This window comes from Mycobacterium botniense (assembly GCF_010723305.1).
GTDB lineage: Bacteria > Actinomycetota > Actinomycetes > Mycobacteriales > Mycobacteriaceae > Mycobacterium > Mycobacterium botniense.
This window is the reverse complement of sequence record NZ_BLKW01000004.1, coordinates 1,141,091-1,165,887: the sequence shown is the minus strand read 5'-3', so window position 1 is coordinate 1,165,887 and position 24,797 is coordinate 1,141,091. Positions and strand designations below refer to the sequence as shown.

Below are 24,797 nucleotides of genomic sequence, written 5' to 3'. Positions count from 1 at the left end.
GTGGTGCGCGTCACACACCGCGCCGGTTCCCGATCTGCGTTTTCTGTCCGGGGATGATCCGGCCAAGATGGCGGCATGACCGTGCTCGCGCCATCACTGGTCGAACTCGCGACCAGATTGGGCATAGCCACCGATTACCAGGACTGGACAGGTCGCCGGGTGTCCGTTCCCGAGACCACTGTGGTCGCGGTCCTTGCCGCGTGCGGCATTCGCGCCGAGTCGGAACCGGAACGCGCCGCAGCGCTGATCGCGTCCGACCGGGCATATTGGTCGCGTCCGTTACCGGCCACGATCGTTGCGCGCGCCGGCGCCGAAACCGGGTTTTGGGTGCATGTGACCCACGGTGCGCCCGCAGAAGTATGGCTGCGTCTGGAGGACGGCACGGTGCGCTGCGCGCGCCAGGTCGACAACTTCACACCACCGTTTGAGCTTGACGGACGCTTGATCGGCGAAGCCAGCTTCGTTCTGCCCGATGACCTGCCGATGGGCTACCACCGCGTGTACCTGCGGTCCGGCGACACGGAAACCAGCGCCGCACTCATCGTGACGCCCAACTGGCTGGGATTGCCCGAACGGCTCCGCGGCAGGCGGGCGTGGGGCCTGGCAACTCAGCTGTATAGCGTGCGGTCGCGAGAGTCCTGGGGCATGGGGGACCTTACCGACCTCACCGACCTGGCGGTATGGTCGGCCGTTCGGCACGGCGCCGACTATATGCTGGTCAATCCGCTGCACGCGGCCGCACCGGTGACACCGATGGAGCCGTCACCGTACCTGCCGACGTCCCGGCGCTTCGTCAATCCCCTGTATCTGCGTGTCGAAGCCATCCCTGAATTCGCTTACCTGCGCAAACGCGGCCGGGTGCGGCGGCTGCGCGAGCAGCTGCAGGACCGGACTGCCGCGCTGGACGCCATCGACCGTGACAGTGCCTGGGCGGCCAAACGGTCAGCACTGGAGCAGCTCTACCGGGTACCGCGCTCAGCGGGCCGCAATCTGGCCTACGCCGCGTTTTGCGCCCGTGAAGGCAGTGCGCTCGACGACTTCGCCACCTGGTGCGCACTCGCCGAGAAGTACGGGGGTGACTGGCGCCGCTGGCCGAAAGCTCTGCGGCACCCCGCCAGTGCGGCCGTCGCCGAGTTCGTCGACCACCACCGGGACGCGGTCGATTTCCACCGCTGGCTGCAGTGGCAGCTCGACGACCAGCTGGCTGCCGCACAATCGCAGGCGCTGCGGGCCGGGATGGCCCTCGGTGTCCTCCACGACCTCGCTGTCGGCGTTCACCCCACCGGCGCCGACGCGTGGGCGCTGCAGGACACGCTGGCAACCGGTGTGACCGCCGGCGCGCCGCCGGACGAATTCAATCAGCTGGGCCAGGACTGGTCCCAACCGCCGTGGCGGCCGGACCGGCTGGAGCAGCTGGAGTACCGGCCGTTTCGTGACATGATCCGGGCCGTGCTCCGCCATAGCGGCGGTGTGCGCATCGACCACATCATCGGATTGTTCCGGCTGTGGTGGATTCCCACCGGTGCGCCACCCGCCGACGGCACTTACGTGCGTTACGACCACGAGGCCTTGGTCGGGATCGTCGCCCTGGAAGCGCACCGGGCCGGGGCGCTTGTGGTGGGCGAGGATCTGGGCACGGTCGAGCCCTGGGTCCGGGATTATCTGCGGGCCCGGGGCCTGCTCGGCACTTCTGTGTTGTGGTTCGAGGCCGACCGCGACGGTGCTGGCGGCCCGCTGCCGGCCGAACGCTGGCGCGAGTACTGCCTGGCGTCGGTCACAACCCACGATCTGCCCCCGACCGCCGGCTACCTCGCTGGAGACCATGTGCGCTTGCGGGAGTCGCTGGGCCTATTGACCCGCCCGGCCGGAGAGGAGCTCGAGGCCGACCGGGCGGCCCAGGCGGCCTGGCGGGCAGAGCTGCGCCGGGCCGGGCTGCTGGACGATGACACCGACGTGGAACAGACGGTGCTGGCCCTGTACCGATACCTGGGCCGGACGCCCTCGCGGCTGCTCAGCCTGTCGCTGGCCGACGCGGTTGGGGATCGGCGCACCCAGAACCAGCCGGGCACCACCGACGAGTACCCCAACTGGCGGATACCGCTGGCCGGTCCGGACGGACGGCCGATGATGCTTGAGGACGTGTTCGGCGATCGCAGGGCGGCCGCCCTGGCCGAGGTGATGCACGCCCACACGGCGCTGCCGGGCGCCGAGGCGGCCGGTTCGTTCGGGTCACCGGGCTGATCACTGCTGGCGGTGAGCCCGTCTGGTCAGGTAGAGGAGTGTGATGTCAGATCCATGTCCTGGGACGAGCAACCCCGCGGGGCTGCATGCAGCTATGGTCCGGCGGCTGCACCGGCGCGCGGTGGCCGTCGGGCACCTGACCCTGCCAGCGGTTCCGAGCATGATCGACGAATACGTCACGATGTGTGGCGCTATTGTCGCCGGCCTGGGCGTCCAGTTCACACCCGAGCAATGTGCCCAACTCAAGGGGCTGTTGGCCGAGCAGTTGGCCGAGGCGTATGCGGCATCGTCACGGTCGAACGTCGTCATCTCCTTTCACAAACCCTTCGGCACGGTCGTGAACTATCGCGTCAAAGCGGAATGGCAGACCGTGCAGAACGCTTATGACCAGTGGTTCGCCATTCGCGAGCCACCGTTTTTCGGCACCGAACCCGACGCCCGGGTGTGGGCTCTTTCCGGTGAAACAGCCGATCCTCATACCCATCGGGTGCTGGATATCGGAGCGGGCAGCGGGCGCAACGCCCTGGCCCTGGCGCGACGCGGCCATCCGGTGGACGCCGTCGAGATGGCTCCGAAGTTTGCCCACATGATCCGCCTGGAGGCCGAACGACAGGCCCTGGACGTGCGTGTCATCGAGCGCGACATCTTCGCGATCGGCGACGACCTGGCCCGCGACTATCAGCTGATCGTGGCCTCCGAAGTGGTACCCGACTTCCGGGACACGCGGCAGCTGCGCGAGATGTTCGAACTGGCGGCGCGCCGCCTGGCTCCGGGCGGACACTTGGTGTTCAACGCCTTCCTCCCGCGCCGGGGCTACATCCCTGACGATGCCGCGCGAGAGCTCGGGGCGCAGTGCAACACCATGATCTTCACCCGCGACGAGATGGCGGGCGCAGCGGGGTCACTGCCTCTTCGGCTCGTTGCCGATGACCCGGCCTACGAATACGAGAAAACTCATCTGCCCGAAAGCGCCTGGCCGCCGACACGCTGGTATGCGCATTGGGCCACTGGCCTCGACCTGTTCGACGTCGAGCGGGATGAATCCCCGATTGAGCTGCGCTGGCTCGTGTATCAGAAGGCGGACGGTGAGCCTCGACCGGGCGCTGACTCGGGCACCGGTTCACGATAGCCTCGGGTGCCATGAAGTTCGCGGTGGTGGCCCCGGTCGCTGCCGGGGTCACCGCGGACCCGGACTGGATGGCGGCTTTTGCATGTCATCTCGAAGCGTGCGGGTTCGAGTCCATCGTCGCGGTGGAGCATGCCATCCTGCTGACCTCCTACAACAGCGTCTACCCCTACGACCCTTCCGGACGGGTTGGGCTCTCCGCCGACTGTCCGATTCCCGATCCGCTCGATCTGCTTGCGTTTTTGGCCGCCCCAACCGAGCGCCTCGGGCTGGCCACCGGCGTTTTGGTGCTGCCCAACCATCATCCGGTGGTGCTCGCAAAACGCGCGGCGACCGTGGACGCGCTCTCCGGAGGCCGGCTTCGGTTGTGTGTGGGTGTCGGCTGGCTCAGGGAAGAGATCGAAGCCTGCGGTGTGGCGTTCGACAGCCGGGGCCGGCGGGCCGACGAGCAGCTCGCGGTCTTGCGGGCGCTGTGGTCTGACGAGCCGCGCGGGGCCACCCACCATGGCGAGTTCTTCGGCTTCGACCACGCCATGTGCTACCCGAAACCGACCGCCGGCGCCCGGCTTCCGCTGCACATCGGTGGACACAGCCCGGCGGCGGCGCGCCGGGCCGGGCGTCTCGGCGATGGGTTTCAGCCACTCGGGGTCAGCGGGGCGCGACTGGAGGCGTTGCTGACGGTGATGCGCGAGGAGGCGGCGGCGGCCGGGCGTGACCCCGGGCAACTCGAAATTTCGCTGGGCCACCAGGTCACCACGATCGACACCGAACGCGCGGCTGAACTCGCTGCCCGGGGGGCGGACCGGATCGTGTTGGCGATGCCGCCGCTCACAGAAATCGAGCACGCCAAAGATGTCCTGTCCGCCTGTGCGCAACGTCTATCGCTCACACCGTGTCGCTGACAACCCTGGACCGGTTGGCCCTCACCGACCTGGTCCACCGCTACGCTGCCGGGCTCGATGATCGGCGATTTGACGCTGTGGCGGAACTTTTCACCGACACCGCCGAGCTGGCGGTGCCCGACCCGCCGGCGACGCTGGAGCCCGTGCATCGGCACCACGGGCACCGTGCCATCGCCGCGGCGGTGGCCGCGGTTGCGGCGATGGCTCGTACCGAGCATGCGATTGTCGGTGAGGTCTACGACGGGGGGCCCCACCCGGGCGTCGCACGTGGCCGCATCGCCTGCGTGGCGCACCACTGGAACGGCGAGGCGGACCGGCTGACCGATGTGGTCTGGCATCTGCGCTACGACGACGAATACCAGAGGGGTGACGGGGGCTGGCGGATCGCTCGCCGGATACTGACGATCAACGCGATCGAGACGCGTCCGGTGCGGCGGTTGCGACGCAGCTGAGCGTGCACATCCGATCGGGGCTCGGGCCTGCCCCAGGGCTTATCACGCCGGACCAACTGCGCCGCGATGCTGTGCCGGGTCGTGTTTCCGCGATGTTAACTACATCTCACAGCGGTAATCGTGTATGGTCAGCCGCGTGACGACCACTGCGGGAGACAGCGCTGACGGACGCACCGGGACGGGAGGCACTTCGGTCGCTGCCCGCAATGGCCCGGTCGGGACATTAGCGGTAGGCACTCCACTGGTCGACATTCCCGACTACCGCTCCGAAATACATACCGCCGAAGACACCATCGATGTGGAGACCTACGGCGGCGGGTTCGACCTCACCCGGCGAGCATCTGCCCCTAAGTTACGGGTCGGCCGGGACAAGTGGTTCAACCTGTTGTGGTTGATCCCAATCGGCTTGGCCGCGCTGGTCGCCGCCGTGGCGATCGGCAAAGGGCTTTACCACACACCCGCCGTGCACACGTTCATCCTGCGGTATCCGGGCAGCGAGCCCCAGGGAGTCAGTCCGGGTATCCCGGCATGGGTCGGATGGACCCACTTTTTCAATCTGTTCATGATGATGTTCATCATCAGGACTGGGATCCAGATCCTCTGCGATCACCCGCGGCTGTACTTCAGCCGCAACTCCACTCCCGGCAAAGACGAGTGGCTGCGGGTGGGACCGCCGGTGCCCGACGATATTTATTGGACTGCCAACGCTGATACCGTTGCGCTGCCAAGGCATTTTGGTTTGCCCGGGTTCCGGCACTCCATCGGGCTGGCCCGCTGGTGGCATCTTGGTGTCGATGTCTTGTGGCTGCTCAACGGTGCAGTCTTCTACGTGCTGTTGTTCGCTACCGGACAGTGGCGGCACATCGTGCCGCGAAGCTGGGACGTGTTTCCCAACGCGGCGTCGGTGGCGATCCAGTACCTGTCGCTGCACTGGCCAGCCGATAACGGCTGGGTCGCGTACAACGATCTGCAGGTACTGGCCTACTTCACCACGGTGTTCATCGCCGCGCCCGCCGCACTCATCACCGGGTTGGGCATGTCACCGGCACTGTCACAGCGATTCACGATGATCAGCAAGCGGGTGAACATTCAACAGGCCCGCTCATTGCACTTCCTGGTCCTGGTGTACTTCTTGTTGTTCATCCTGGTGCATGTCACCCTGGTGCTCACCACCGATGCGCTGCGCAACCTCAACCACATGTTCGCCGCGCGCGACGACAGCAGCTGGGTTGGATTCGGTATTTTCGCCGTCGCCATGACGGTGACCGCGGTCGCGTGGGTATGGGCCACTCCGTTCACTATTCGCCACCCCCGCGTCATCCAGCGTGTCGGCTACGCGCTGATCGGGCCGTTCCAACGGCTGCTGGAGAACCTGGATCCCAAACCGGGCGCGTTCACCGAAAAAGACATCTCGCCGCACCACTGGCGCAACGGCCGGCTGCCGGAGACCGTCGAATACAAAGAGCTGGAGAAAAACGACTTCCGCGACTGGCGGCTGAAGGTTTATGGCCTGGTTGAGCATCCGATGGAATTTTCGTTGGAGGACCTGAAGGCACTGCCCTACCACGACCAAATCACCCAGCACTTTTGCATCCAGGCCTGGTCAGGTGTGGCCAAATGGGGTGGCGTACAGATGAAGACGATCATGGATATCGTCAAACCGCTGCCCGAGGCGAAATGGGTGATGTTCTATTCGATGGGCCTTGGCGCCACCGGCGGTATCTATTACAACGCGCATCCCATCGACCAGATGACCCACCACATGACCATGCTGGCCTACAACATGAACGACGAGCCGCTCCCCTATCTGCACGGCAAGCCGCTGCGGCTCCGCAACGAGTTACAGCATGGTTTCAAACTAGTGAAATGGATCAAAGGGATTGAGTTCGTTGCCGACTACCGTGAAATCGGTAGTGGCTATGGTGGATACAGCGAAGACCACAAGTACTTCGGTCGTCACCAGACCATCTAGGACATCGCCGGCTGAACAGCGTTGCGCGGCAGCAGAATTCGCTCGGCTAAACCGGTTGACGCGAGCCAATTTCAGGTGCTGCCACGGTCTGATCGAAGAATCGAACATCGCCGACAATCCTGATAAGTACACGAAGCCCCCGCGCCGGCCGGGTAGAACGGTCCACAGTTGGCTGGCTAAGCTCTCAAGTCTCACGCCGTCCAGAAATCAGGTTGATGTGACATACCGCGCTATCCGGCGACTGGCGCTGCCGGTCCTTGCCAGCGGCCTTGCTTTCGCAACAGCCGCGTGCGGCGGGGGCGGTCAGCGCGGCCCCACCACCACGACCACCGTCACGACCACCATCACGAGCACCATCACGAGCACCGCAGCGCCGACGACCACTTCTGGCTCTCCGTGCACGTGCCCGCCTGCGCCGCCGGCTAACCCCAATCCGTCTGGCGGATACCCGGTGCCGCCAGGGGCGCCTCTGCCGCCGCCTATCCCGGCTATTCCGCCGATTCCGTCACCACCGCCCATTCCTCCCATTCCCCCTATTCCGGCTATTCCCTCGATCCCGTCGCCGCCACCGATTCCATATCCGTAACGGATTCACGGCGTGACCAGCGGGAACCCGGCAAGACAATGGGACACTGGTTTGTAAGCCGCGAGACGATGACCCAGGAGGAGTGTGGTGACACGAGTTGGCGCCGGCACCACGGGTGAAAACCCGGGCGGGGCTCCTGCGATGAGCCGCCGCCGCGAAGTCGCCGAGGGGAGTGCCCGTTCGCTGCTGATGACCACATTGGGTGAATTCGTCCTGCCGTTCGGTCTGCCGGTATGGACCGCAACGTTGGTGCACGCGATGGGTTTGTTGCGCATTGAGCAGGGCTCGGCGCGTCAAGCGCTGGCCCGTACCGCAGCGGAAGGCTGGGTGTCGTCGGAACGCGCCGGCCGACGAGTGCGGTGGTCGTTGACCGAAGCGGGGCGGCGTCTGCTCAGTGAGGGAGCGCACCGCATCTATACCTTCGGCTCGGCCGAACAGCCGTGGGACGGACGCTGGCTGGTGGTCATGATTTCGATCCCCGAGTCGATGCGGGCGCTGCGGCATAAGCTTCGTACGCAGTTGAGCTGGGCTGGGTTTGGTTCACCGGCACCCGGCGTGTGGATTTCGCCGCGCACCGCTGCCGCTGCCGAGGCCAAAGAGATCCTTGATGACCTGGACGTGTCCGCCAAGGCGTTGTCATTTGTCGCCGAATACGGGGTTTTGGGCGGCAGCCAGCAGGACATGGTCCGTGCGGCGTGGAATCTCGCCACCATCGAGCGGCGGTACAACGACTTCGTCACCGAGTTCGCCGATCTCACCCCAGAAGCGCCGGACGAGGTGTTCGTGGCGCAAATTCGGCTGGTTCACGAGTGGCGGCGGTTTCCATTCCTGGATCCGCAGTTGCCGCGGGTGCTGCTTCCGCCACACTGGCCGGGCGCTGCGGCGGCGCAGGTGTTCGCGGAAAAACACTCAGCGTGGCGTGAGCCGGCCCAGCGCCGCTGGGAGGAATTGGTCGCTGCCGGCGGATAGATCCCGGTCATCGCTGGTGAACACGGTCATCGTGGGGCATCGGTGACGCCGCGGCTCTGAATATATACAACTCTATTGCGCGACGCGATAAACATGTATTATATTGTCAGCGACGCAGATCACAGGGAGGACCCATGGCAGTCGCTGCGGACATAGGCGTCGGGCGTGAACCATTCGTCTCGGTTTCTGATGTGGGCGAAGTACCCGAAAGACGGCAGGTGTCGTTTGACACCCACCCGGATTGTTATCGCCACTGGACCCTCCGCATCGAGGGTGAGGTGGCATGGCTGGTTCTGGATGTCGACGAGGGCGGCGGGCTGGTCCCCGGTTATGAGTTGAAGCTCAACTCCTATGACCTCGGGGTTGACATCGAGCTCTACGATGCGACCCAGCGACTGCGGTTCGAGCACCCCGAAGTAAAAGCAGTCGTCATCACCAGCGGCAAGGAGAGGGTGTTCTGCGCAGGTGCCAACATCCGGATGCTGGCGTCCTCGCCGCATGAGTGGAAGGTCAACTTCTGCAAGTTCACCAACGAAACCCGCAACGGAATCGAGGACGCCGCAGCGTATTCCGGACAACGATATCTGGCCGCGGTTAACGGTTCCTGCGCCGGTGGCGGCTACGAACTCGCGTTGGCGTGCGACCACATTCTGCTGATCGATGACAACGTCTCGGCGGTGTCGCTGCCTGAAGTACCCCTGCTCGGTGTGTTACCCGGCACCGGTGGCTTGACCAGACTGGTGGACAAACGCCGTGTGCGTAAGGACCGCGCCGACGTGTTCGCGACAAGGCCCGACGGGCTGCGCGGTAAGGCCGCCCAGCGGTGGGGTTTGGTGGACGAACTTGCGCCGCCACGCCAGTTCGAGCATGCCGTCAAGCGACGTGCCGCGGCCTTGGCTTCCACCTCGCGGCGGCCGTCAGGGGTGGCGGGTGTGCAGCTCACACCGCTCAGGCGCACCTCAAGCGACCACTCGATCGCCTATGACTTCGTCACCGCGGAGTTTGACCGGGCCAATGGTGCAGTCCACATCACCGTTCATGCGCCCACAGAGCCGGCGCCCGCCGACATGGATGCCGCGGCGGGGCAAGGAGCTTCGTTCTGGCCATTGGCGCTGACCCGCGAGCTTGACGACCTGATCCTGCGATTGCGGACCAATGAAATGACCGTTGGCATCTGGATCTTCAAGACCAGCGGTGATATGGACGTTGTGGCCGGCTTCGAACGACTCCTGCTGGACGGCCTCGATAGCAACTGGCTGGCAACCGAGATCGTGCACTACTACAAGCGCGTTCTCAAACGACTGGACTCCACTAGCCGCAGCCTGATGGCGTTGATCACCCCGGGAAGCTGTTACACGGGTATGTTGGCGGAGTTAGCGTTCGCCTGCGATCAGCAGTATATGCTCGACGGACCGCCGCCTGAGGACGAGAACAGTGAACTGAGCGCCGGCCTGCGGCTCAGCGCGATCAACTTCGGAACGCTCCCAATGGGCAACGGGCTCTCGCGTCTGGGGTCCAGGTTTTATGGACATCCTGACCATTTGAATTGGCTGCGGGACAATAAAACCGACGTTGTCCTGACCGCTGCTCAGGCGGACGAACTGGGCCTGGTAACCGCGGCTCCCGATGACATCGACTGGGAAGACGAGATCCGCCTGGCCATCGAGGCACGTGCTGCGCTATCGCCGGACGCGTGCACTGGGATGGAAGCTAACCTTCGATTTGCCGGGCCGGAAACGTTGGAAACAAAGATCTTGGGCAGACTTTCGGCATGGCAGAACTGGGTCTTTAGTCGTCCCAACGCAACCGGTCCTGAAGGTGCGTTGCTCCGTTACGGCACAGGACAAAAACCTATCTTTGATAAGAAACGGGTGTGACAGCGATGACCACAGCGATCAACTACCAAGACAAGATTCCCAACAACGTCGACTTGTCGTCCGACCGCCGGCTACAACGCGCGCTGGAGAGCTGGCAGCCGAAATTCATAAGCTGGTGGGGTGAGATGGGACCGACGCTGCGGACACATGGTGTCTATCTGCGCACCGCGGTCGCCGTCGGCCAGGAAGGCTGGGCGCATTTCGACCACGTCGAACTGGATAAGTATCGCTGGGGAATATTTTTGGCCGAGCCCAAGGCCAATCGGCGCGTGGCGTTCGGTGAATACAAGGATCAACCGGTATGGCAACAGGTGCCTGGCGAACACCGCGCCGATTTGCAGCGGCTGATCGTGGTACAGGGCGACACCGAACCTGCTTCGGTCGAGCAGCAGCGTTTGCTGGGCCTGACGGCCCCGTCACTGTATGACTTGCGAAACCTGTTCCAAGTCAATGTTGAAGAAGGCCGGCATTTGTGGGCAATGGTATATCTGCTCCACGCCTACTTCGGCAAAGAAGGCCGGGAAGAGGCCGAAGCGCTGCTCTGCCGCAATTCAGGTAGCCCAGACTCGCCGCGCATCTTGGGTGCGTTCAACGAGAAGACAACTGACTGGCTGGCTTTCTTCATGTTCACCTACTTCACCGACCGGGACGGGAAATACCAGTTGGGAGCGCTGAAAGAAAGCGCGTTCGATCCGTTGTCGCGTACCTGCGAATTCATGCTGAAAGAAGAAGCGCACCACATGTTCGTCGGAACCACCGGCGTGGACCGGGTAGTGATGCGCAGCGCGCAGCTAATCCGTGAACACGACACCCTGGACATCGCCGCCTACGGCGGCATCCCCCTGGACGTTATCCAGAAGTACATCAACTTTCACTACAGCGTGTCGCTGGATTTGTTCGGCAGTGAAACCTCTACCAACGCGGCAAACTACTTCACCGCCGGACTGAAGGGTCGCTGGCAGGAGGAACGGCGCACTGACGACCACCAGCTCATCAGTGGCAGCGTCGCCTTGGACAAGCCCAACACCGACGGCACCTGGTCGCAGGAACAGGTGTCCGCACTGCTGGCGCTTAACCTCGATCTTCGTGACGCATACGCCCGCGACTGCCTCCGCGGCCTCAACCGCTGGAACACGATTCTCGCAGAAGCCGGTATCGACTACACGTTCCATTTGCCGCACGTCGGATTCAACCGCAGTGTGGGTGTGTACGCAGACCATCACATCAGCCCGTCAGGGGCGATCTTGGACGCCGAGGAATGGCATCGCGCGCAGGCGGCGTGGCTGCCCACCTCCGAAGACCTCGCTTTCGTGCGTTCACTGATGCAGCCCGTTTACCAGCCCGGGAAGATCGCCGGCTGGATCGCGCCACCGCTGCACGGCATCAACGGCAAGCCGTTTGACTACGAATACGTCCGCCTGGCCTGACATCAGATCGGAGTCCACGTTGTCGGCGACGTCGCCCCATGCGGTATTCAACGCTGCTGATTATCTTGTCGACCGGCACATCCGGGAAGGTCACGGTACGCGCAGCGCGGTCATCACACCGTCCCAGACGCTGAGCTACCAGGATCTGGCCGACACCGTCCACCGGGTCGCCCATGGCCTGCACCAGCTCGGCGCACGCCCCGGGGATCGTGTCATGCTGTGCATGGCCGACGATGTGGAACAGCTCACCGCAATACTTGCGGCGATGTATGTGGGAGCGGTTCCGGTGCCGGTATCGACGATGTTGACCGGCAAAGAATTGGGTCTGCTGCTAGCTGATTCGCGAGCAAAAGTATTATGCGCGTCAACAGAATTCGCAGCGCAGGTCGCTGTCGCCCTCGCCGCGGCTCCCGAGGTTACCGATGTGGTCTTCGACGCCGCACCCCCCGTCGATGCGCCGACTGGCGTCACCCTACACCGATGGGATGTGCTGTCTTGCGCCGAACCGATGGCAGCTCCGTATCCGACTTCGGGCGATTCAGTGGGGTTGTGGCTGTATACCTCCGGGACCACCGGAACCCCGAAAGCCGCTATGCACCGCCACCGTAGCATCCGCTCAGTCGCGGAGAATTACGGTGTTGGCGTCCTTGGAATTAGCCCCCAGGATCGCTGCCTGTCGGTGGCCAAGCTCTTCTTCGCGTACGGCATCGGTAACTCATGCTTTTTCCCTTTTGCGGTGGGGGCTACCAGTGTCTTAGAGCGGGCGCGGGCCACCCCGGCCAGCATCGCAAAACGGGTCCGCGCGGCACAGCCCACGCTGTTTTTCGGTGTGCCGACCTTCTATTCCTCGCTGCTTGCCAGCGACCTTCCTTCTAATACGTTTTCGTCTGTTCGGCAAGGTATTTCGGCAGGAGAGGCGCTACCGGCTGTGCTGTTCAACCGGTTGCGTGACCGTTTCGGGATTGAAGTGCTGGACGGAATCGGGTCGACCGAGTCATTGCACATTTTCTTATCTAATCGGCCCCGACAGGTGCGCACAGATTCCGCAGGGATCCCGGTGCCCGGCTACGAAGTCCAACTGCGCACCGATGACGGTGCGGTGATCGATTCGACCAAAGAACCTGGAACTCTCTACCTGCGAGGGCCGTCGATCGCCGCCGGCTATTGGTGTCGAGATGAGACGACACGACGCGTTTTCCAAGAAGGTTGGCTGCGCACCGGCGATGTCTGCGTGCGCAACGATGATGGTACCTACAGCTGTCTGGGTCGCAGTGATGACATGCTCAAAGCGAGCGGCATCTGGGTGTCACCGGCTGAAGTCGAAAAACGGCTGCTCCAGCACCCCGCCGTCGCCGAGGCGGTCGTGGTCACGGCTCCCGACGAAGCTGGGCTGGACAAACCCGTGGCGTGCGTGGTAGTCGACGAGGGGCGCACCGTCGACCCCGAAGAGCTGATCGGCTGGTGCCGCATGGAATTGGCCTCTTTCAAACGACCGCGTGCGGTGGTAATGATGCCGGAGCTGCCCAAAACGTCAACCGGAAAAATCCGCCGGAACCTGCTTCGCGAGCGAGTCGCACACGTCCTGACCACCATAGAGATCACGGCATAGGAGCTTGACTCTGAGAGGTTTACGACGGTACCGGGAGACGATCGATGACGGATGGCGGTATGACAGCTGCTATGGTTCGGCCCACCGTTGTTCTGTCCGGTCATCGCGAAACCGATTGTGAACTAATGGGTATACCTGCGTTTAGAGCGGGCCATGTCGCTCAGTTATGAGTACATGCCGCTGGTCGATGCGCATATGCATGTCCCGCGGCTATCCACCCTCAGGCCAGCCTGGTTGGATTGGGCCAACCGCTTCGGTGCGCCGGGATGGCGGGAGGTGTTCGACAGGGACGGCGATCCGATGCCGGACCGCCTCGATGCGATGCTGGACAGCCAGGGCGTAAACCGGGCGTTGCTGTTCTGCGAGTACAGTCCTCGTGCCACCGGAATTCAGGCGATCGAAGATCTCATTCCGATCCGGGATTACAACGTCACCAGATTCCGGTTGGTCGCGAATGTCAATCCGCACCTGCACTACCCGATCGGTGCCGAGGTTGAACGGCAACTCGATCTGGGCGCAGTTGCGGTGAAACTGCATCCGGTGCACGGCGCATTTTCGCCGGCAGATGTCGAAGTGCGGCCGGTGTTTCACGTCTGCGCGGAGCGCGCTGTTCCGGTGATCGTGCATTCCGGAATCTCGACTTTCCCCGGTTCACGGTCACGCTACGGTGACCCGGCGTTGCTGCTCGACGTCATCGAAGATTTCCCGCAGGTCAACGTTGTGATCGCTCACGGGGGCCGCGGGTGGTGGTATGACACCGCAGCGTTTCTGGCGCTGACCAGGCACAATGTCTGGCTGGACCTTGCCGGCCTGCCTCCGCATAAGCTGGCGCAGTACTACGCGCGGTTTGACTTAGTGCGGCTAGCCGAGAAGTGGATCTTCGGCACGGACTGGCCCGGCGCTCCGGGTATCCGTCGTAACGCTGATTCGCTGCGGGATATCGGGCTCCCGGCGGAGGTGCTGCGCGGTGTCTATGCGGGCAACGCCGCCAAGGTGTTTCCCGGTTTGGATATCTGATTCCCGCCGCTTGTGCGACAGACGGGCCGCACGAATCCCGGATGAGAAGTCGGTGGCTATTGGCGCCATGAGCGTTGCGTCCTGGGCACAGCAACCCGCCGCCATAGCGCACCAGATCCAGGTCCTCACCCGGCAGGCGGCGGAGCCGCTAGGTGCCGGTCCACGCTGTATCGAGGTGCTCAGCCACGTCGATGACCTGCGCCGCTTGTGATTGCGGTGAGTCGATCTCATTGGCTACGTGCTGGGCGATGAACCGGCGGATTTCCCCGTCAACGCCGGCGATGAGGCGCAGCACCTCGCCGCGGATGGAACTCGACGACACGTGCACGACGATGTCGGAAGGCTGTGGTTTTGCCACAGCGACAATCACCAAAAGCGGCTCCGCTGCGTGTGCGGTAGCTTGTAACGCGATGTCTCCGGCCACCTTGAACCGCTGCTTATCCAGCCGTAGATCCACCAGCAGATCGATCTGCAGCGGGATGTGAATGGTAAAGGTGATGGTGTCGGCGAGGTGGCGCGTGACTTGAGGTTGTTGGATCTTGACCTGGGCGCTGACTCTGGCGATCCTGCCCGGTCCCAGGCCGATCGGTGCCATCGCGAACTCCTCGCCGGCAAACTGGGCGAATGCGGCCGCGACACGCTCGGCTGTGACGGCAATCTCGAAGAATCTCCGGCCGAATTCTTCATAGGTCACGTACTGGTGAGTCTGCATAGGTTCATACCGTCTCATGGCGCTCCCAGTGGGCGATCGGCGATCCGGTTGGCCGATGTCACATTCGGCACCGAGAGTCGGCACTGAGCTCGCGCTGCTGCACGGATGCCCGGCGCCTTGGCGCTCCGGGGCCTCAGCCCGCTCACGGTTGCCCGCTGCGCGTCCACAGATCGCGTGGTCAGTGGCCGCCACGGCCAGCAGCCTGCCACCACCCGCCGGCCGGCCCGGTCGGCCACGAGCAGCGCTCTGGGTCCGTCCGGGTGGGCCGCTTGCCGCAACAGTCGCTGAACCACACGAATAGCGCCGCGCACGCCGCTAAGGTGCTGATCGTGGGCAGAACCGTCTCAGCCAACGGCCGGGTCCGCTGGTTGGTGCTGGGTACCTCGCTCGCCGTCTCAGCCGCGATGCTTTACGCGCAGGGCGCAAAACCGCACTGCTGTGTTGAGATGCCGTCGGCAACCGCACCAGGCAAAGGATCGGTGCCGGCGAGCACGCCGCGCGTCGCCAGCCCCGCCGGGGCACAATCGTCGGCGTCAAACACGCCGCGCGTCGCCACCCCCGCCGAAGCACAATCGCTGGTGGCAAGCGCACCCGCCGCTGCCCCGGAATTCAAGTTCGCGTTACCGCCCGGCGTCGCACCGGAGAAGGGGCTGCAGGTCAAGACCATCTGGGCGGCCCGTGCCATCAGCGTGTTGTTTCCGCAGATCACCCACATCGGCGGGTTCCGGGAGGATCCCTTGAAGTGGCATCCGAACGGGTTGGCGATCGATGTGATGATCCCGAACTATCACTCCCCCGAGGGCATTGAGCTCGGCAACCAAATCGCGGGGTATGCCTTGGCGAACGCGAAACGATGGGGAGTGGTCCATGTGATCTGGAGACAGAAGTATTACCCGGGCATCGGCGCGCCGAGTTGGACGGCGGACTACGGCTCAGAAACCCTTAACCACTACGACCACGTTCATATCGCCACCGACGGCGGCGGATACCCAAGCGGGCACGAGACCTACTACATCGGATCGATGACCCCGACGCCGCCCGATTGATCAGGCCGACCACGACGCGGGTGGCGGCGCGTCGCCACCCGGAATTACAACGCCCCGGGCCGGGTCGCGGGTCAAATAATGCGGCTACCTGCGCAAAATTTGGTCGGGCTGACAGGATTTGAACCTGCGACCACTTGACCCCCAGTCAAGTGCGCTACCAAACTGCGCCACAGCCCGCTGTCATTGCCGACCTCAGCGTCGGCAGGTCGACAGCCTACCCGAACTCGCAAGCCCCACTCCAATGCGGCCGCAGCGCACCCAATCGGTGTGTCAAGTCGCGCTCCCGCGTGCTGTGGACAGCGTGCGGCCTGGGGATGACGACGGTGCACTGTCGGCGCGAGCTGCTAGCATTCGAACATGTATTCGATCACTGCTGCGCCGGAGGTAACCGCCGCATTGGATGCGCTCGATGCGGCGGTGGCCCGGCTGCGTGAGGTGGACTTCGGCAGCTACGAACCCGTTGTCCGGCTGCAGGCGTTGGAGCGGCTGGAGACTGCGCGGCGCCGTCAGATGGTCATGGCCCATGACGTGATCGCGGGTTTGGCCGACGAGGATCCCTCCGATACCGGCGGCCCGACCCATAAGGTGGTCGCCGACTGATTACGCATCAGCTGCGCGGAGGCCCGTCGGCGACTGCGCGATGCCCAGCAGCTTGCTCCTTGCCTCACGCTGACCGGTCAAGTCCTGCCGCCCGAATTGCCGGGCGCCGCGCGAGCCTGGCGCGCAGGTGTGCTCGACGGGGAGCATCTGCGGGTGATTCAGAACTTCGTGCGTGGGCTGCCCGAGGCCATCCCGGTTGACACGGTTGAGCGTGCTGAGCGGTTTTTGGCTGAGCAGGCCGCCAACCTGCGCCCGGATCAGCTTGACACATTAGCCAAGCGGTGTGCGCTGCTGATCAATCCCGATGGCACATTCTCCGACGCCGACCGGGCTCGTCAGCGTGGTTTCAGTTGGTGTGGGCAACGCGCCGACGGGATGAGCGTTGGCAAACTCGTCGCGTCACCGGAGCTGCGAGCCAACCTCGATGCCTGGCTGGCGCGCTTCGCCGCACCGGGCATGTGTAACCCCGACGACGAAACACCCTGTATCAGAGGGGAACCCGATCAAGAGGTTGCCAGCACTGATCGGCGCAGCCACACCCAACGCCAGCATGACGCCCTCAACGCGCTGGTGCGCAGCCAGCTGGGCAACCCCAAACTCGGTGTGCACAACGGGCTGCCGGTCACCGTGATCGTCTCCACCACCCTCAAAGAGCTCACCGCAGGCACCGGGCAGGCGGTCACCGCCGGCGGTACCGTGCTGCCGATTCGGGATCTCATTCGCATGGCCCGCCATGCCTACCACTACCTGGCCGTCTTCGATGAGCATCACAGCCGCCCGCTGTATCTCGGCCGCACCCGACGAGTCGCCTCACCCGATCAACGCGTGGTGCTCTACGCCAAAGACCGCGGATGTACTCACCCGGGCTGCGATGCGCCCGGCTACTGGTGTGAAGTCCACCACCTCGACGACTGGGCCACAGGGGGGCACACTAACGCCGACAAACTCACTCTCGCCTGCAAACCCCACCACAACCTCACCGAAAACGGCTGGAAAACAACCAGGCTCGCCAACGGCCGTACCGCCTGGATCCCGCCACCACGGCTCGACCGCGGTCAGCCTCGCACCAACGACTACCACCACCCCGAACGCTTTTTCAACGACGACAGCCCGCCCGGTGGCCCCTGACGCTGAGCGGCTATACGGTCACCAACCGGTACAGCCCGATGAGGCCAACGACAACGATCGCAGCGCGCAGCGCGTTCGGGGAAAGCTGACGCCCGTAGTGGGCACCCAGCCAGCCACCGACGAGAGAACCGGCCCCAATGAGACCCGTTGCTTCCCAGCTGATCCGGTCGAAGGCGGCCACAATGTAGGCCAACGCCGCGACGATGTTCACCAGCAGCGTCATCAGGTTTTTCGCCGCGTTCATCCGCTGCATCGATTCGGGCAGCAGCGCGCCCATAGCACCGACAAGCAGAATACCTTGCGCTGCAGTGAAATAACCGCCGTAAACCCCGATCGCGAATGTACACGCCACCAGGGCCGCCATCCGCGCCGATGAGACCCGGGCGGCCGAAAGGTCCGATTCTTCGGTGCGCTTCCGCGCCCAGGCCTGGATCCAGGGGCCGATCACCACCGAGGCGAGGGCGGCGGCCAGCAGTACCGGCACCACCGCGTTGAAGACTTTCTCCCGCAGGTGCAGCAGCAGCCAGGCACCCAACCCGGCCCCGATCAACGAGGCAGGAATCTGCCAGCGCAGCCGGCCCCACTGACCACGCAGTTCACGCCGGTAGCCCCAGGTTCCCGTTGCGCTCCCGGCAACCAGGCCGATCGCGTTGGACATCGTCGCCGTCACCGGCGGATAATCCAGCGCAACAAGCGTCGGAAAGGTGATCAGGCTGCCCGATCCCACGGCGGCATTGACCGCGCCGGCGGCCGCGCCGGCCACAGCGATCACGATCGCATGGGAAAGGGACACCGCATGGAACCTATCTCAGGCCATCGCGGCCCGGCTTTGCGCGGTGCCCGCGGACGCTGACACGCAGTCGCCCGAATTCAGTGTGGCCGCGCGCCCCGTTTCTCGCGCATCCGCACGTTGATCCGGATCGGGCTGCCCTGGAAACCAAACGTCTCGCGCAGCCGTCGCTCCAGAAACCGCCGATAACCGGCCTCCAGAAAACCGGTGGTGAACAACACAAACGTCGGGGGCCGGGCACTGGCCTGGGTCGCGAACAGGATGCGTGGCTGCCTGCCGCCGCGTACTGGGGGTGGGGTGGCCGCGATCACCTCTGTGATCCAGGCGTTCAACCGGCCGGTAGGGATGCGGGTGTCCCACGACGTGAGCGCCTGCTCCAGCGCCGGCACCAGTTTGTGTACCGCGCGACCGGTTTTCGCGGAAATGTTGACCCGCTGCGCCCAGCGCACCTGCACCAGATCGCGGTCGACCTCACGCTCCAACAGGTAACGCCTTTCCTCGTCGACCAGATCCCACTTGTTGAACGCCAGCACCAGCGCACGCCCAGCCTCGATCACCATGGACAACACCCGCTGATCCTGTTCGGTCAACGGCTCTGCCGCGTCGACCAGGACGACCGCCACCTCGGCGGCGTCAATTGCGCCGCGCGTGCGCACCGCCGCGTAGTACTCGTGCCCGCTGGCCTGGCGAACCTTACGACGCAAGCCGGCGGTGTCAACGAATCGCCAAACTTTGCCGCCCATTTCGATGAACGAGTCAACCGGGTCGACCGTTGTTCCCGGCACCTCATGCACAACTGAGCGCTGATCTCCTGCGAGCCGGTTCAACAGTGAGCTCTTGCCGACATTGGGTTTTCCGACCAGCGCTACCCGCCGGGGACCCTCACCTCGCGACGCCGATTCCGCGGCCGGTGGCAGTGCGCTGACCACGGCGTCGAGCAGTTCGGCCACCCCGCGGCCGTGCATCGCGCTGATCGCATAGGGCTGGCCGAGCCCCAGGGACCACAGCGCCGCGGCGTCCGCCTCCGCCTTCTCGCTGTCGACCTTGTTGGCGGCCAAAAACACGGGCTTGCCCGAGCGACGCAATATCCGTGCGGCGGCTTCGTCACCGGCGGTCGCTCCGACAACCGTATCCACCACGAGCACCACCGCGTCGGCGGTGCGCATCGCCACCGACGCCTGCTCAGCCACCAGCTGTTGCAGCCCCTTCGCGTCCGGTTCCCAGCCGCCGGTGTCTTGCACGACAAACCGGCGCCCGATCCACACCGCGTCGTAGGACACCCGGTCGCGAGTTACGCCGGGTACGTCTTGTACCACCGCCTCGCGCCGGCCCAGGATCCGGTTGACCAGAGTGGACTTGCCGACGTTGGGCCGGCCGACCACGGCCACCACCGGGGGTGGCCCGGAACCGATCTCTTCCGAGAATCCCTCGATTTCCCAATCGGTTTCGTCGAACCACGTGTTGTTGTCGCTCACCGCGCTGCCCCGCTTCGTTGCCTCACCAGTTTCAGCACCCGAGCGACGACTTCGTCTTCCGTCATCTCGCTGGTGTCGATGATCACCGCGTCGTCGGCTGCCCGCAGCGGCGACACCGCTCGCGTCGAATCCAGCCGGTCGCGCCGGCGCACGTCGGCCAGCACTCCCTCGTAATTGTCGACGAGCCCTGCGGCGACATTCTGCTCGTTGCGCCGCTGTGCCCTGGTCTCCGCCGACGCGGTCAAGAAAACTTTCACCGGCGCGTCGGGCACCACGACCGTGCCGATATCGCGGCCTTCCACAACGATGCGGCCCTGCCCCGCGGCCAAGGCTCGCTGCAAACTGACCATCCGGTCACGCACAGCGGGGATCGATGACACCGTGGACACCGCCCTGGTGACCTCGTCACCACGGATTTCAACCGAAACATCTTCTCCAGCAAGATAACAGCGGTTCTCGTCGGGGTCGTAGCCAACCGATATCGGCAAGTGTGCTGCGATCGCCGTGACAGCGTCTGCGTCCGCGGGGTCGACGCCTGCGCGCAACACCGCCAATGTGACCATCCGGTACATCGCCCCGGTGTCCAGATACCGCGCCCCCAATGCTCGTGCTAATCGTCTTGAGACAGAAGACTTTCCAGTACCAGCTGGACCATCGATCGCGATGACAAAGTTCACAAGCCCACCGCTTTGTACAGTTGGCCGACCTCGTCACGGCCCAGCGCCCGGATGCTGCCCGGCCGCTGCCTGCCCAGCGACACCGGGCCGATATCGGTGCGGACCAAAGCCTGAACCGGAAACCCCGCGGCCGCCAGCAGCCGGCGCACGATGCGTTTGCGCCCTTCGTGCAGCGTTACCCGCACCAGCGTCTTGCCGGGAACCGTGTCCACCACGACGAAATCGTCAACACGGGCGATCCCATCGTGCAGTTGGATGCCCGCGCAGAGTCTCTTGCCAAGCCCACGTGGGACCGAGCCGGATACTGTCGCGACGTAGGTCTTGGGCACCTGGTAGGAGGGATGCATCAACCGGTGCGCCAGCTCACCGTCGTTGGTCAATAGCAGCAGCCCCTCAGTGTCGGCGTCCAGGCGGCCGACGTGAAAAAGCTTTTTGTTTCCACGTACCCGGTGCTCGACCAGATCGCCGACACACGGCCGGCCACGCTCGTCGGACATGGTCGAGTGCATCCCGCGCGGCTTGTTCAGCGCCAGATACACCAGCGACTCGTCGAGCACCACCCGCGCGCCGTCGACACGGATCACCGACGCGTCGGGGTCGACACGTCTGCCCAACTCCGTCACCAACTGACCGTCTACCTCGACGCGACCCTCAGTAATCAGCTTCTCGGCCGCTCTGCGCGACGCGATTCCCGCCTGCGACAACACTTTCTGCAGGCGCACACCCTCGACCATCATTCTTGGTCCACGTCGAACGACATCGGTTTGTCCGCACCCGAGCTGCCAGTGAGCTTGATAAAACGGGGCTCGGCGTCCAGGGATTCGCTTAGTTCGTCGATGGCATCGACATCAGGCAGCAACGGCGCGATATCCGGTAAGTCGGCCAGCGACGATAATCCCAGCCGCTCCAGGAAAAGCTCGGTGGTCGCGAACGTCACCGCGCCGGTGTCCGGGTCGGTGCCGGCCTCGGTAATCAGGCCGCGCGCCAATAACGAGCGCATGACGGCGTCCGAGTTGACCCCCCGCACCGCGCTGACCCGCGCGCGGGTCACCGGCTGTCGGTAGGCCACCACGGCCAGCGTCTCCAGCGCCGCACGGGTGAGTTTGGACCGCGAGCCGTCGAGCAGCAGCCGCTCCACATACGGAGCGAAGCGGGCACGGGTGTAGAGCCGCCAGCCTCCGCCGGCTTCGCGCAAGTCAATACCGCTGTCGCGGCGGGTGAGCTCGTCGGCCATCACCCGGAGCTTGGCGGCGACCCGGTAGACCGGTTGCTCGCTGGCCGCGGCCAGCGCCTCGACGCTCACCGGCGTATCCACGACGAGCAGCAGCGCTTCCAATACCCGGCCCAGCTCATCATCGTCGAGTTCGGGCTCACCCGGCGCAGCGACGCCGAGGCCCAATTCGAGATCAGGCATGTCGTCGGTCACGGGCGCGGCTCCTTCTCATCGCTTGTTCAGCTCGTCACCGGCGCGGGTCATGGGTGGTCGCGTGCTTCGTGAGTAGCTGACGGCTCTGCCGCCACCAAGTCTTCGCTGGCTGGTCGTTCTCCGGTCCACGAAACCTGGAGCACGCCAAGCGGTTCTGCCTGGTCAAATGCTACCGCCCTGGTCCGATACAGTTCGAGCAGCGCCAAGAAGCGCCCGACGATCTCGATCGGCGCCCGGCAGTCGGCCACCAGTTCGGAAAACGACGCCCACTGTCCTGCACCCTTCTCCTCCAGCAGCGCCAACAGCCGTTTGGCCTGCTCCGGCACCGAAACCACCAACTCATGCAGATGTTCGGTGGCCACCGTCGGCACCGGTCGGGGCGTGAACACGCTCGCGGCGATCTGCGCAAACCGCTCAGCATCGACGCCGAGCATGACCTCGGGCAGCAGCCCACTGAACCGGTCCTCCAACGACGCGGCCCGCGGGTAGCTGCGCAGCGCCGCAGCTTCCAGCTCAGCGAACATCTGCGCGACATGTTTGAACGCGCGGTATTGCAGCAGCCGGGCGAACAGCAGGTCGCGGACCTCTAGTAAGGCCAGGTCTTCGTCGTCGTCGACTTGCCCCGCCGGCAGCAGCCGGGCGGCTTTCAAATCGAGCAGTGTGGCCGCGATCACCAGAAAAGCCGTCGTCTCCTCCAGCCCCCGCTCCAGGCCGATTGCGCGGGTGTAGGCGATGAACTCATCGGTGACCTGGTGCAGCGCCACTTCGGTGACATCGAGGCGGTGGGCGAAGATCAGCTGCAGCAGCAGATCGAACGGCCCCTCGAAATTGGTGAGCCGAACCTGGAAGCCGTTCGGTGCCGGCGTCTCGAAATTCACGCGCCGAATCGGTCGATGACCTCGCGGGCCAGTGAGCGGTAGGCCTCCGCGGCCCCGGACTTGGGTGCCCATGTGGTGATCGGTTCGCCCGCGACGCTGGTCTCGGGGAAGCGGACGGTGCGGGTGATGACGGTGTCGAACACCAGGTCACCGAAGCGCTCCACGACCCGGGCCATGACTTCGCGCGAATTGACCGTTCGCGGATCGTAGCGGGTGATCACAATCCCGCTGATCTCCAGTTTCGGATTGAGCCGACTGCGCACCTTGTCGACGGTGTCGGTGAGCAGCGCCAGCCCGCGCAGCGCGAAGAACTCGCACTCGGTTGGGATGATGACGCCATCCGAACAGGCGAGCCCGTTAACGGTGAGCAGCCCCAGCGAGGGCTGACAATCGATGAGCACATAATCGTAGCGGTCCAGCGCCGGATGCAGTTCGCGCGCGAGGGTCTGCTCCCGGCCCACCTCATTGACCAGTTGGATCTCGGCCGCCGACAGGTCGATATTGCTGGGCACCAGGTCCATGTGCTTGACGCGCGTGTGGATCAGCACGTCGTCGACGGAGACCCGTGGCTCGACCAGCATGTTGTGGATGGTGTGCTCCAGCTCGTAGTGCGGCACGCCGAGACCCGCAGACAACGCACCCTGGGGATCCATGTCGACCAGCAGCACTCGCCGGCCATAGTCGGCCAGCGCCGCGCCCAGGTTGATCACCGACGTTGTTTTCCCCACGCCACCTTTCTGATTACACATCGCGATGACCTTGGCCGGGCCGTGCGAAGTCCGCGGCTTAGGCTCGGGAATCGCCCGCGGCGGTCGCCCGGTCAGGCCAACCCCGGCGCCGCTGTCGGCGTCGTCGGTCATGTCCGGTCGCGGCTCATCGTCGAACGCTGAGGTATCCGAAGCGTTCGGTCAGGGCTGGCCAGGCTGGTGACGGACATCGCAGGAAAGTGTAACGGGTATGTGCGGCTGCGCAGGGGAATGCGCGGGCAAACATGGCCGAGCCCGGGTTGGTCGCAGCCGGCTGAGGTCGGTGCGGCTGGTGCGGCGCCAGCGCCCATTGCGGACGGAGTGTGTCGTGCAGTTCGTAAGGTTTCAACTATGAGTCTCAAGCAACGTATGCCTTTCCTGCGGTGGTCGGTGTGGCGGATGGCACGCGGAACACGAAACATCACCACGACCGGACAGATCGGCGACGGACGGGAGGCGGCAGCCGTCGAGTACGTCCTTAACCATGCCCGCGCGGGCGACCCGGACGACGTATTGGCCGCCTTCGACCGGTTCGCCTACCACAAGGCGATCCTGATCAACGTCGGCGACGAGAAGGGAGCGCTGCTCGACGCTGCGGTGCGGCGCGCTGACCCGAAACTGGCGCTGGAACTGGGTACTTACTGCGGTTACGGAGCACTGCGGATCGCGCGCGCCGCGCCGGCTGCGCAGGTGTACTCCGTCGAACTCGCCGAAGCCAACGCGGTCAACGCCCGGCGGATCTGGGCGCACGCCGGCGTCGCCGACCGGGTGACCTGTGTGGTCGGCACCATCGGCGACGGCGGACGGACCTTGGACACGCTGGCAAACGAACACGGATTTTCAACCGGGACACTCGATTTCGTGTTTTTGGACCACGACAAAGACGCCTATCTCAGCGACCTGCAGAGCATCCTCGGGCGCGGCTGGCTGCACCCGGGCTCCATCGTCGTCGCCGACAATGTCAAAGTGCCGGGCGCGCCCAGGTACCGCGAGTACATGCGCCAACAACAAGGCAAGTTGTGGAACACCATCGAACACAAGACCCACGTCGAGTATCAGACATTGATCACCGACCTGGTTCTGGAGTCCGAGTACCTGGGCCAGTCGTGAGCCCCCGGTCGATGACCTGACCGCGACCGAT

The 24,797-nt window shown here is 64.5% G+C and carries 21 protein-coding genes, 1 tRNA gene and 1 pseudogene; 13 read left to right on the top strand and 10 right to left on the bottom strand.

The window, feature by feature from the left end:
• Positions 1-75: 75 nt before the first annotated feature.
• From malQ to G6N08_RS15375, 5 genes are all read left to right on the top strand, one after another.
• The gene (malQ, locus tag G6N08_RS15395; RefSeq protein ID WP_163758679.1) at positions 76-2,241 is read left to right on the top strand and encodes a 4-alpha-glucanotransferase; all 2,166 of its coding nucleotides are present in this window, start codon (positions 76-78) and stop codon (positions 2,239-2,241) included.
• A 43-nt stretch (positions 2,242-2,284) separates the two neighbouring features.
• The gene (locus G6N08_RS15390) at positions 2,285-3,370 is read left to right on the top strand and encodes a class I SAM-dependent methyltransferase (RefSeq protein WP_218033385.1); all 1,086 of its coding nucleotides are present in this window, start codon (positions 2,285-2,287) and stop codon (positions 3,368-3,370) included.
• An 11-nt stretch (positions 3,371-3,381) separates the two neighbouring features.
• The gene (locus G6N08_RS15385; RefSeq protein WP_163758675.1) at positions 3,382-4,269 is read left to right on the top strand and encodes an LLM class F420-dependent oxidoreductase; all 888 of its coding nucleotides are present in this window, start codon (positions 3,382-3,384) and stop codon (positions 4,267-4,269) included.
• Positions 4,260-4,721: a nuclear transport factor 2 family protein gene (locus tag G6N08_RS15380; RefSeq protein WP_163758673.1), complete on the top strand. Its 462-nt coding sequence runs from the start codon at positions 4,260-4,262 to the stop codon at positions 4,719-4,721. The genes G6N08_RS15385 and G6N08_RS15380 overlap by 10 nt, the downstream gene beginning before the upstream one ends.
• Before the next feature lie 241 nt (positions 4,722-4,962).
• Positions 4,963-6,693 (top strand): molybdopterin-dependent oxidoreductase, encoded by a 1,731-nt coding sequence (locus G6N08_RS15375; protein ID WP_163760712.1) that lies wholly within the window; start codon positions 4,963-4,965, stop codon positions 6,691-6,693.
• Between the two features lie 303 nt (positions 6,694-6,996).
• On the opposite strand, the gene G6N08_RS15370 is transcribed toward G6N08_RS15375, so the two are convergent.
• On the bottom strand, positions 6,997-7,221 hold the full coding sequence (locus tag G6N08_RS15370; RefSeq protein ID WP_163758671.1) for a hypothetical protein: 225 nt from the start codon (positions 7,219-7,221) through the stop codon (positions 6,997-6,999).
• Between the two features lie 145 nt (positions 7,222-7,366).
• Between G6N08_RS15370 and G6N08_RS15365 the strand changes: the two genes are divergently transcribed.
• The 5 genes from G6N08_RS15365 to G6N08_RS15345 all read left to right on the top strand — a co-directional run bounded on the left by G6N08_RS15365 (position 7,367) and on the right by G6N08_RS15345 (position 14,178).
• Entirely contained in the window at positions 7,367-8,248 is an 882-nt protein-coding gene (locus tag G6N08_RS15365) for a PaaX family transcriptional regulator (protein ID WP_218033384.1), read from the top strand.
• 134 nt (positions 8,249-8,382) lie between these two features.
• Positions 8,383-10,125, top strand: a complete 1,743-nt coding sequence (gene boxC, locus G6N08_RS15360; RefSeq protein ID WP_163758669.1) for a 2,3-epoxybenzoyl-CoA dihydrolase — start codon at positions 8,383-8,385, stop codon at positions 10,123-10,125.
• A 5-nt stretch (positions 10,126-10,130) separates the two neighbouring features.
• Positions 10,131-11,552, top strand: coding sequence for a benzoyl-CoA 2,3-epoxidase subunit BoxB (gene boxB / locus G6N08_RS15355; RefSeq protein WP_163758667.1), 1,422 nt, complete (start codon positions 10,131-10,133; stop codon positions 11,550-11,552).
• Between the two features lie 19 nt (positions 11,553-11,571).
• Positions 11,572-13,161, top strand: a complete 1,590-nt coding sequence (locus G6N08_RS15350) for a benzoate-CoA ligase family protein (RefSeq protein WP_163758665.1) — start codon at positions 11,572-11,574, stop codon at positions 13,159-13,161.
• Between the two features lie 153 nt (positions 13,162-13,314).
• The gene (locus G6N08_RS15345) at positions 13,315-14,178 is read left to right on the top strand and encodes an amidohydrolase family protein (RefSeq protein ID WP_246216772.1); all 864 of its coding nucleotides are present in this window, start codon (positions 13,315-13,317) and stop codon (positions 14,176-14,178) included.
• Positions 14,179-14,326: 148 nt separating this feature from the next.
• Here G6N08_RS15345 and G6N08_RS15340 read toward each other — a convergent pair whose 3' ends face one another.
• On the bottom strand, positions 14,327-14,890 hold the full coding sequence (locus G6N08_RS15340) for a hypothetical protein (RefSeq protein ID WP_163758663.1): 564 nt from the start codon (positions 14,888-14,890) through the stop codon (positions 14,327-14,329).
• 284 nt (positions 14,891-15,174) lie between these two features.
• On the opposite strand from G6N08_RS15340, the gene G6N08_RS15335 reads away from it, so the two are divergent.
• Entirely contained in the window at positions 15,175-15,936 is a 762-nt protein-coding gene (locus tag G6N08_RS15335; RefSeq protein ID WP_371869066.1) for a VldE C-terminal domain-containing protein, read from the top strand.
• A gap of 100 nt (positions 15,937-16,036) precedes the next feature.
• Here the strand turns inward: G6N08_RS15335 and G6N08_RS15330 are convergent.
• Positions 16,037-16,113 (bottom strand) — tRNA-Pro (locus G6N08_RS15330).
• 180 nt (positions 16,114-16,293) lie between these two features.
• On the opposite strand from G6N08_RS15330, the pseudogene G6N08_RS15325 reads away from it, so the two are divergent.
• Positions 16,294-17,664: pseudogene (locus G6N08_RS15325) on the top strand (HNH endonuclease signature motif containing protein).
• A gap of 10 nt (positions 17,665-17,674) precedes the next feature.
• Here the strand turns inward: G6N08_RS15325 and G6N08_RS15320 are convergent.
• The 7 genes from G6N08_RS15320 to G6N08_RS15290 all read right to left on the bottom strand — a co-directional run bounded on the left by G6N08_RS15320 (position 17,675) and on the right by G6N08_RS15290 (position 23,770).
• On the bottom strand, positions 17,675-18,457 hold the full coding sequence (locus tag G6N08_RS15320) for a sulfite exporter TauE/SafE family protein (protein ID WP_163758659.1): 783 nt from the start codon (positions 18,455-18,457) through the stop codon (positions 17,675-17,677).
• Between the two features lie 77 nt (positions 18,458-18,534).
• The gene (der, locus tag G6N08_RS15315; RefSeq protein WP_163758657.1) at positions 18,535-19,929 is read right to left on the bottom strand and encodes a ribosome biogenesis GTPase Der; all 1,395 of its coding nucleotides are present in this window, start codon (positions 19,927-19,929) and stop codon (positions 18,535-18,537) included.
• Positions 19,926-20,606, bottom strand: a complete 681-nt coding sequence (cmk, locus tag G6N08_RS15310; protein WP_163758655.1) for a (d)CMP kinase — start codon at positions 20,604-20,606, stop codon at positions 19,926-19,928. The genes der and cmk overlap by 4 nt, the downstream gene beginning before the upstream one ends.
• Entirely contained in the window at positions 20,603-21,343 is a 741-nt protein-coding gene (locus G6N08_RS15305) for a pseudouridine synthase (protein ID WP_163758653.1), read from the bottom strand. Before G6N08_RS15305 ends, cmk begins: the two co-directional genes overlap by 4 nt.
• The gene (gene scpB / locus G6N08_RS15300) at positions 21,340-22,020 is read right to left on the bottom strand and encodes an SMC-Scp complex subunit ScpB (protein WP_371869065.1); all 681 of its coding nucleotides are present in this window, start codon (positions 22,018-22,020) and stop codon (positions 21,340-21,342) included. Before scpB ends, G6N08_RS15305 begins: the two co-directional genes overlap by 4 nt.
• A gap of 59 nt (positions 22,021-22,079) precedes the next feature.
• The gene (locus G6N08_RS15295) at positions 22,080-22,910 is read right to left on the bottom strand and encodes a segregation/condensation protein A (RefSeq protein ID WP_246216771.1); all 831 of its coding nucleotides are present in this window, start codon (positions 22,908-22,910) and stop codon (positions 22,080-22,082) included.
• Positions 22,907-23,770, bottom strand: a complete 864-nt coding sequence (locus tag G6N08_RS15290; RefSeq protein WP_163758647.1) for a ParA family protein — start codon at positions 23,768-23,770, stop codon at positions 22,907-22,909. Before G6N08_RS15290 ends, G6N08_RS15295 begins: the two co-directional genes overlap by 4 nt.
• Positions 23,771-24,007: 237 nt before the next feature.
• Between G6N08_RS15290 and G6N08_RS15285 the strand changes: the two genes are divergently transcribed.
• Entirely contained in the window at positions 24,008-24,766 is a 759-nt protein-coding gene (locus G6N08_RS15285; RefSeq protein WP_163758645.1) for an O-methyltransferase, read from the top strand.
• Positions 24,767-24,797 lie beyond the last annotated feature (31 nt).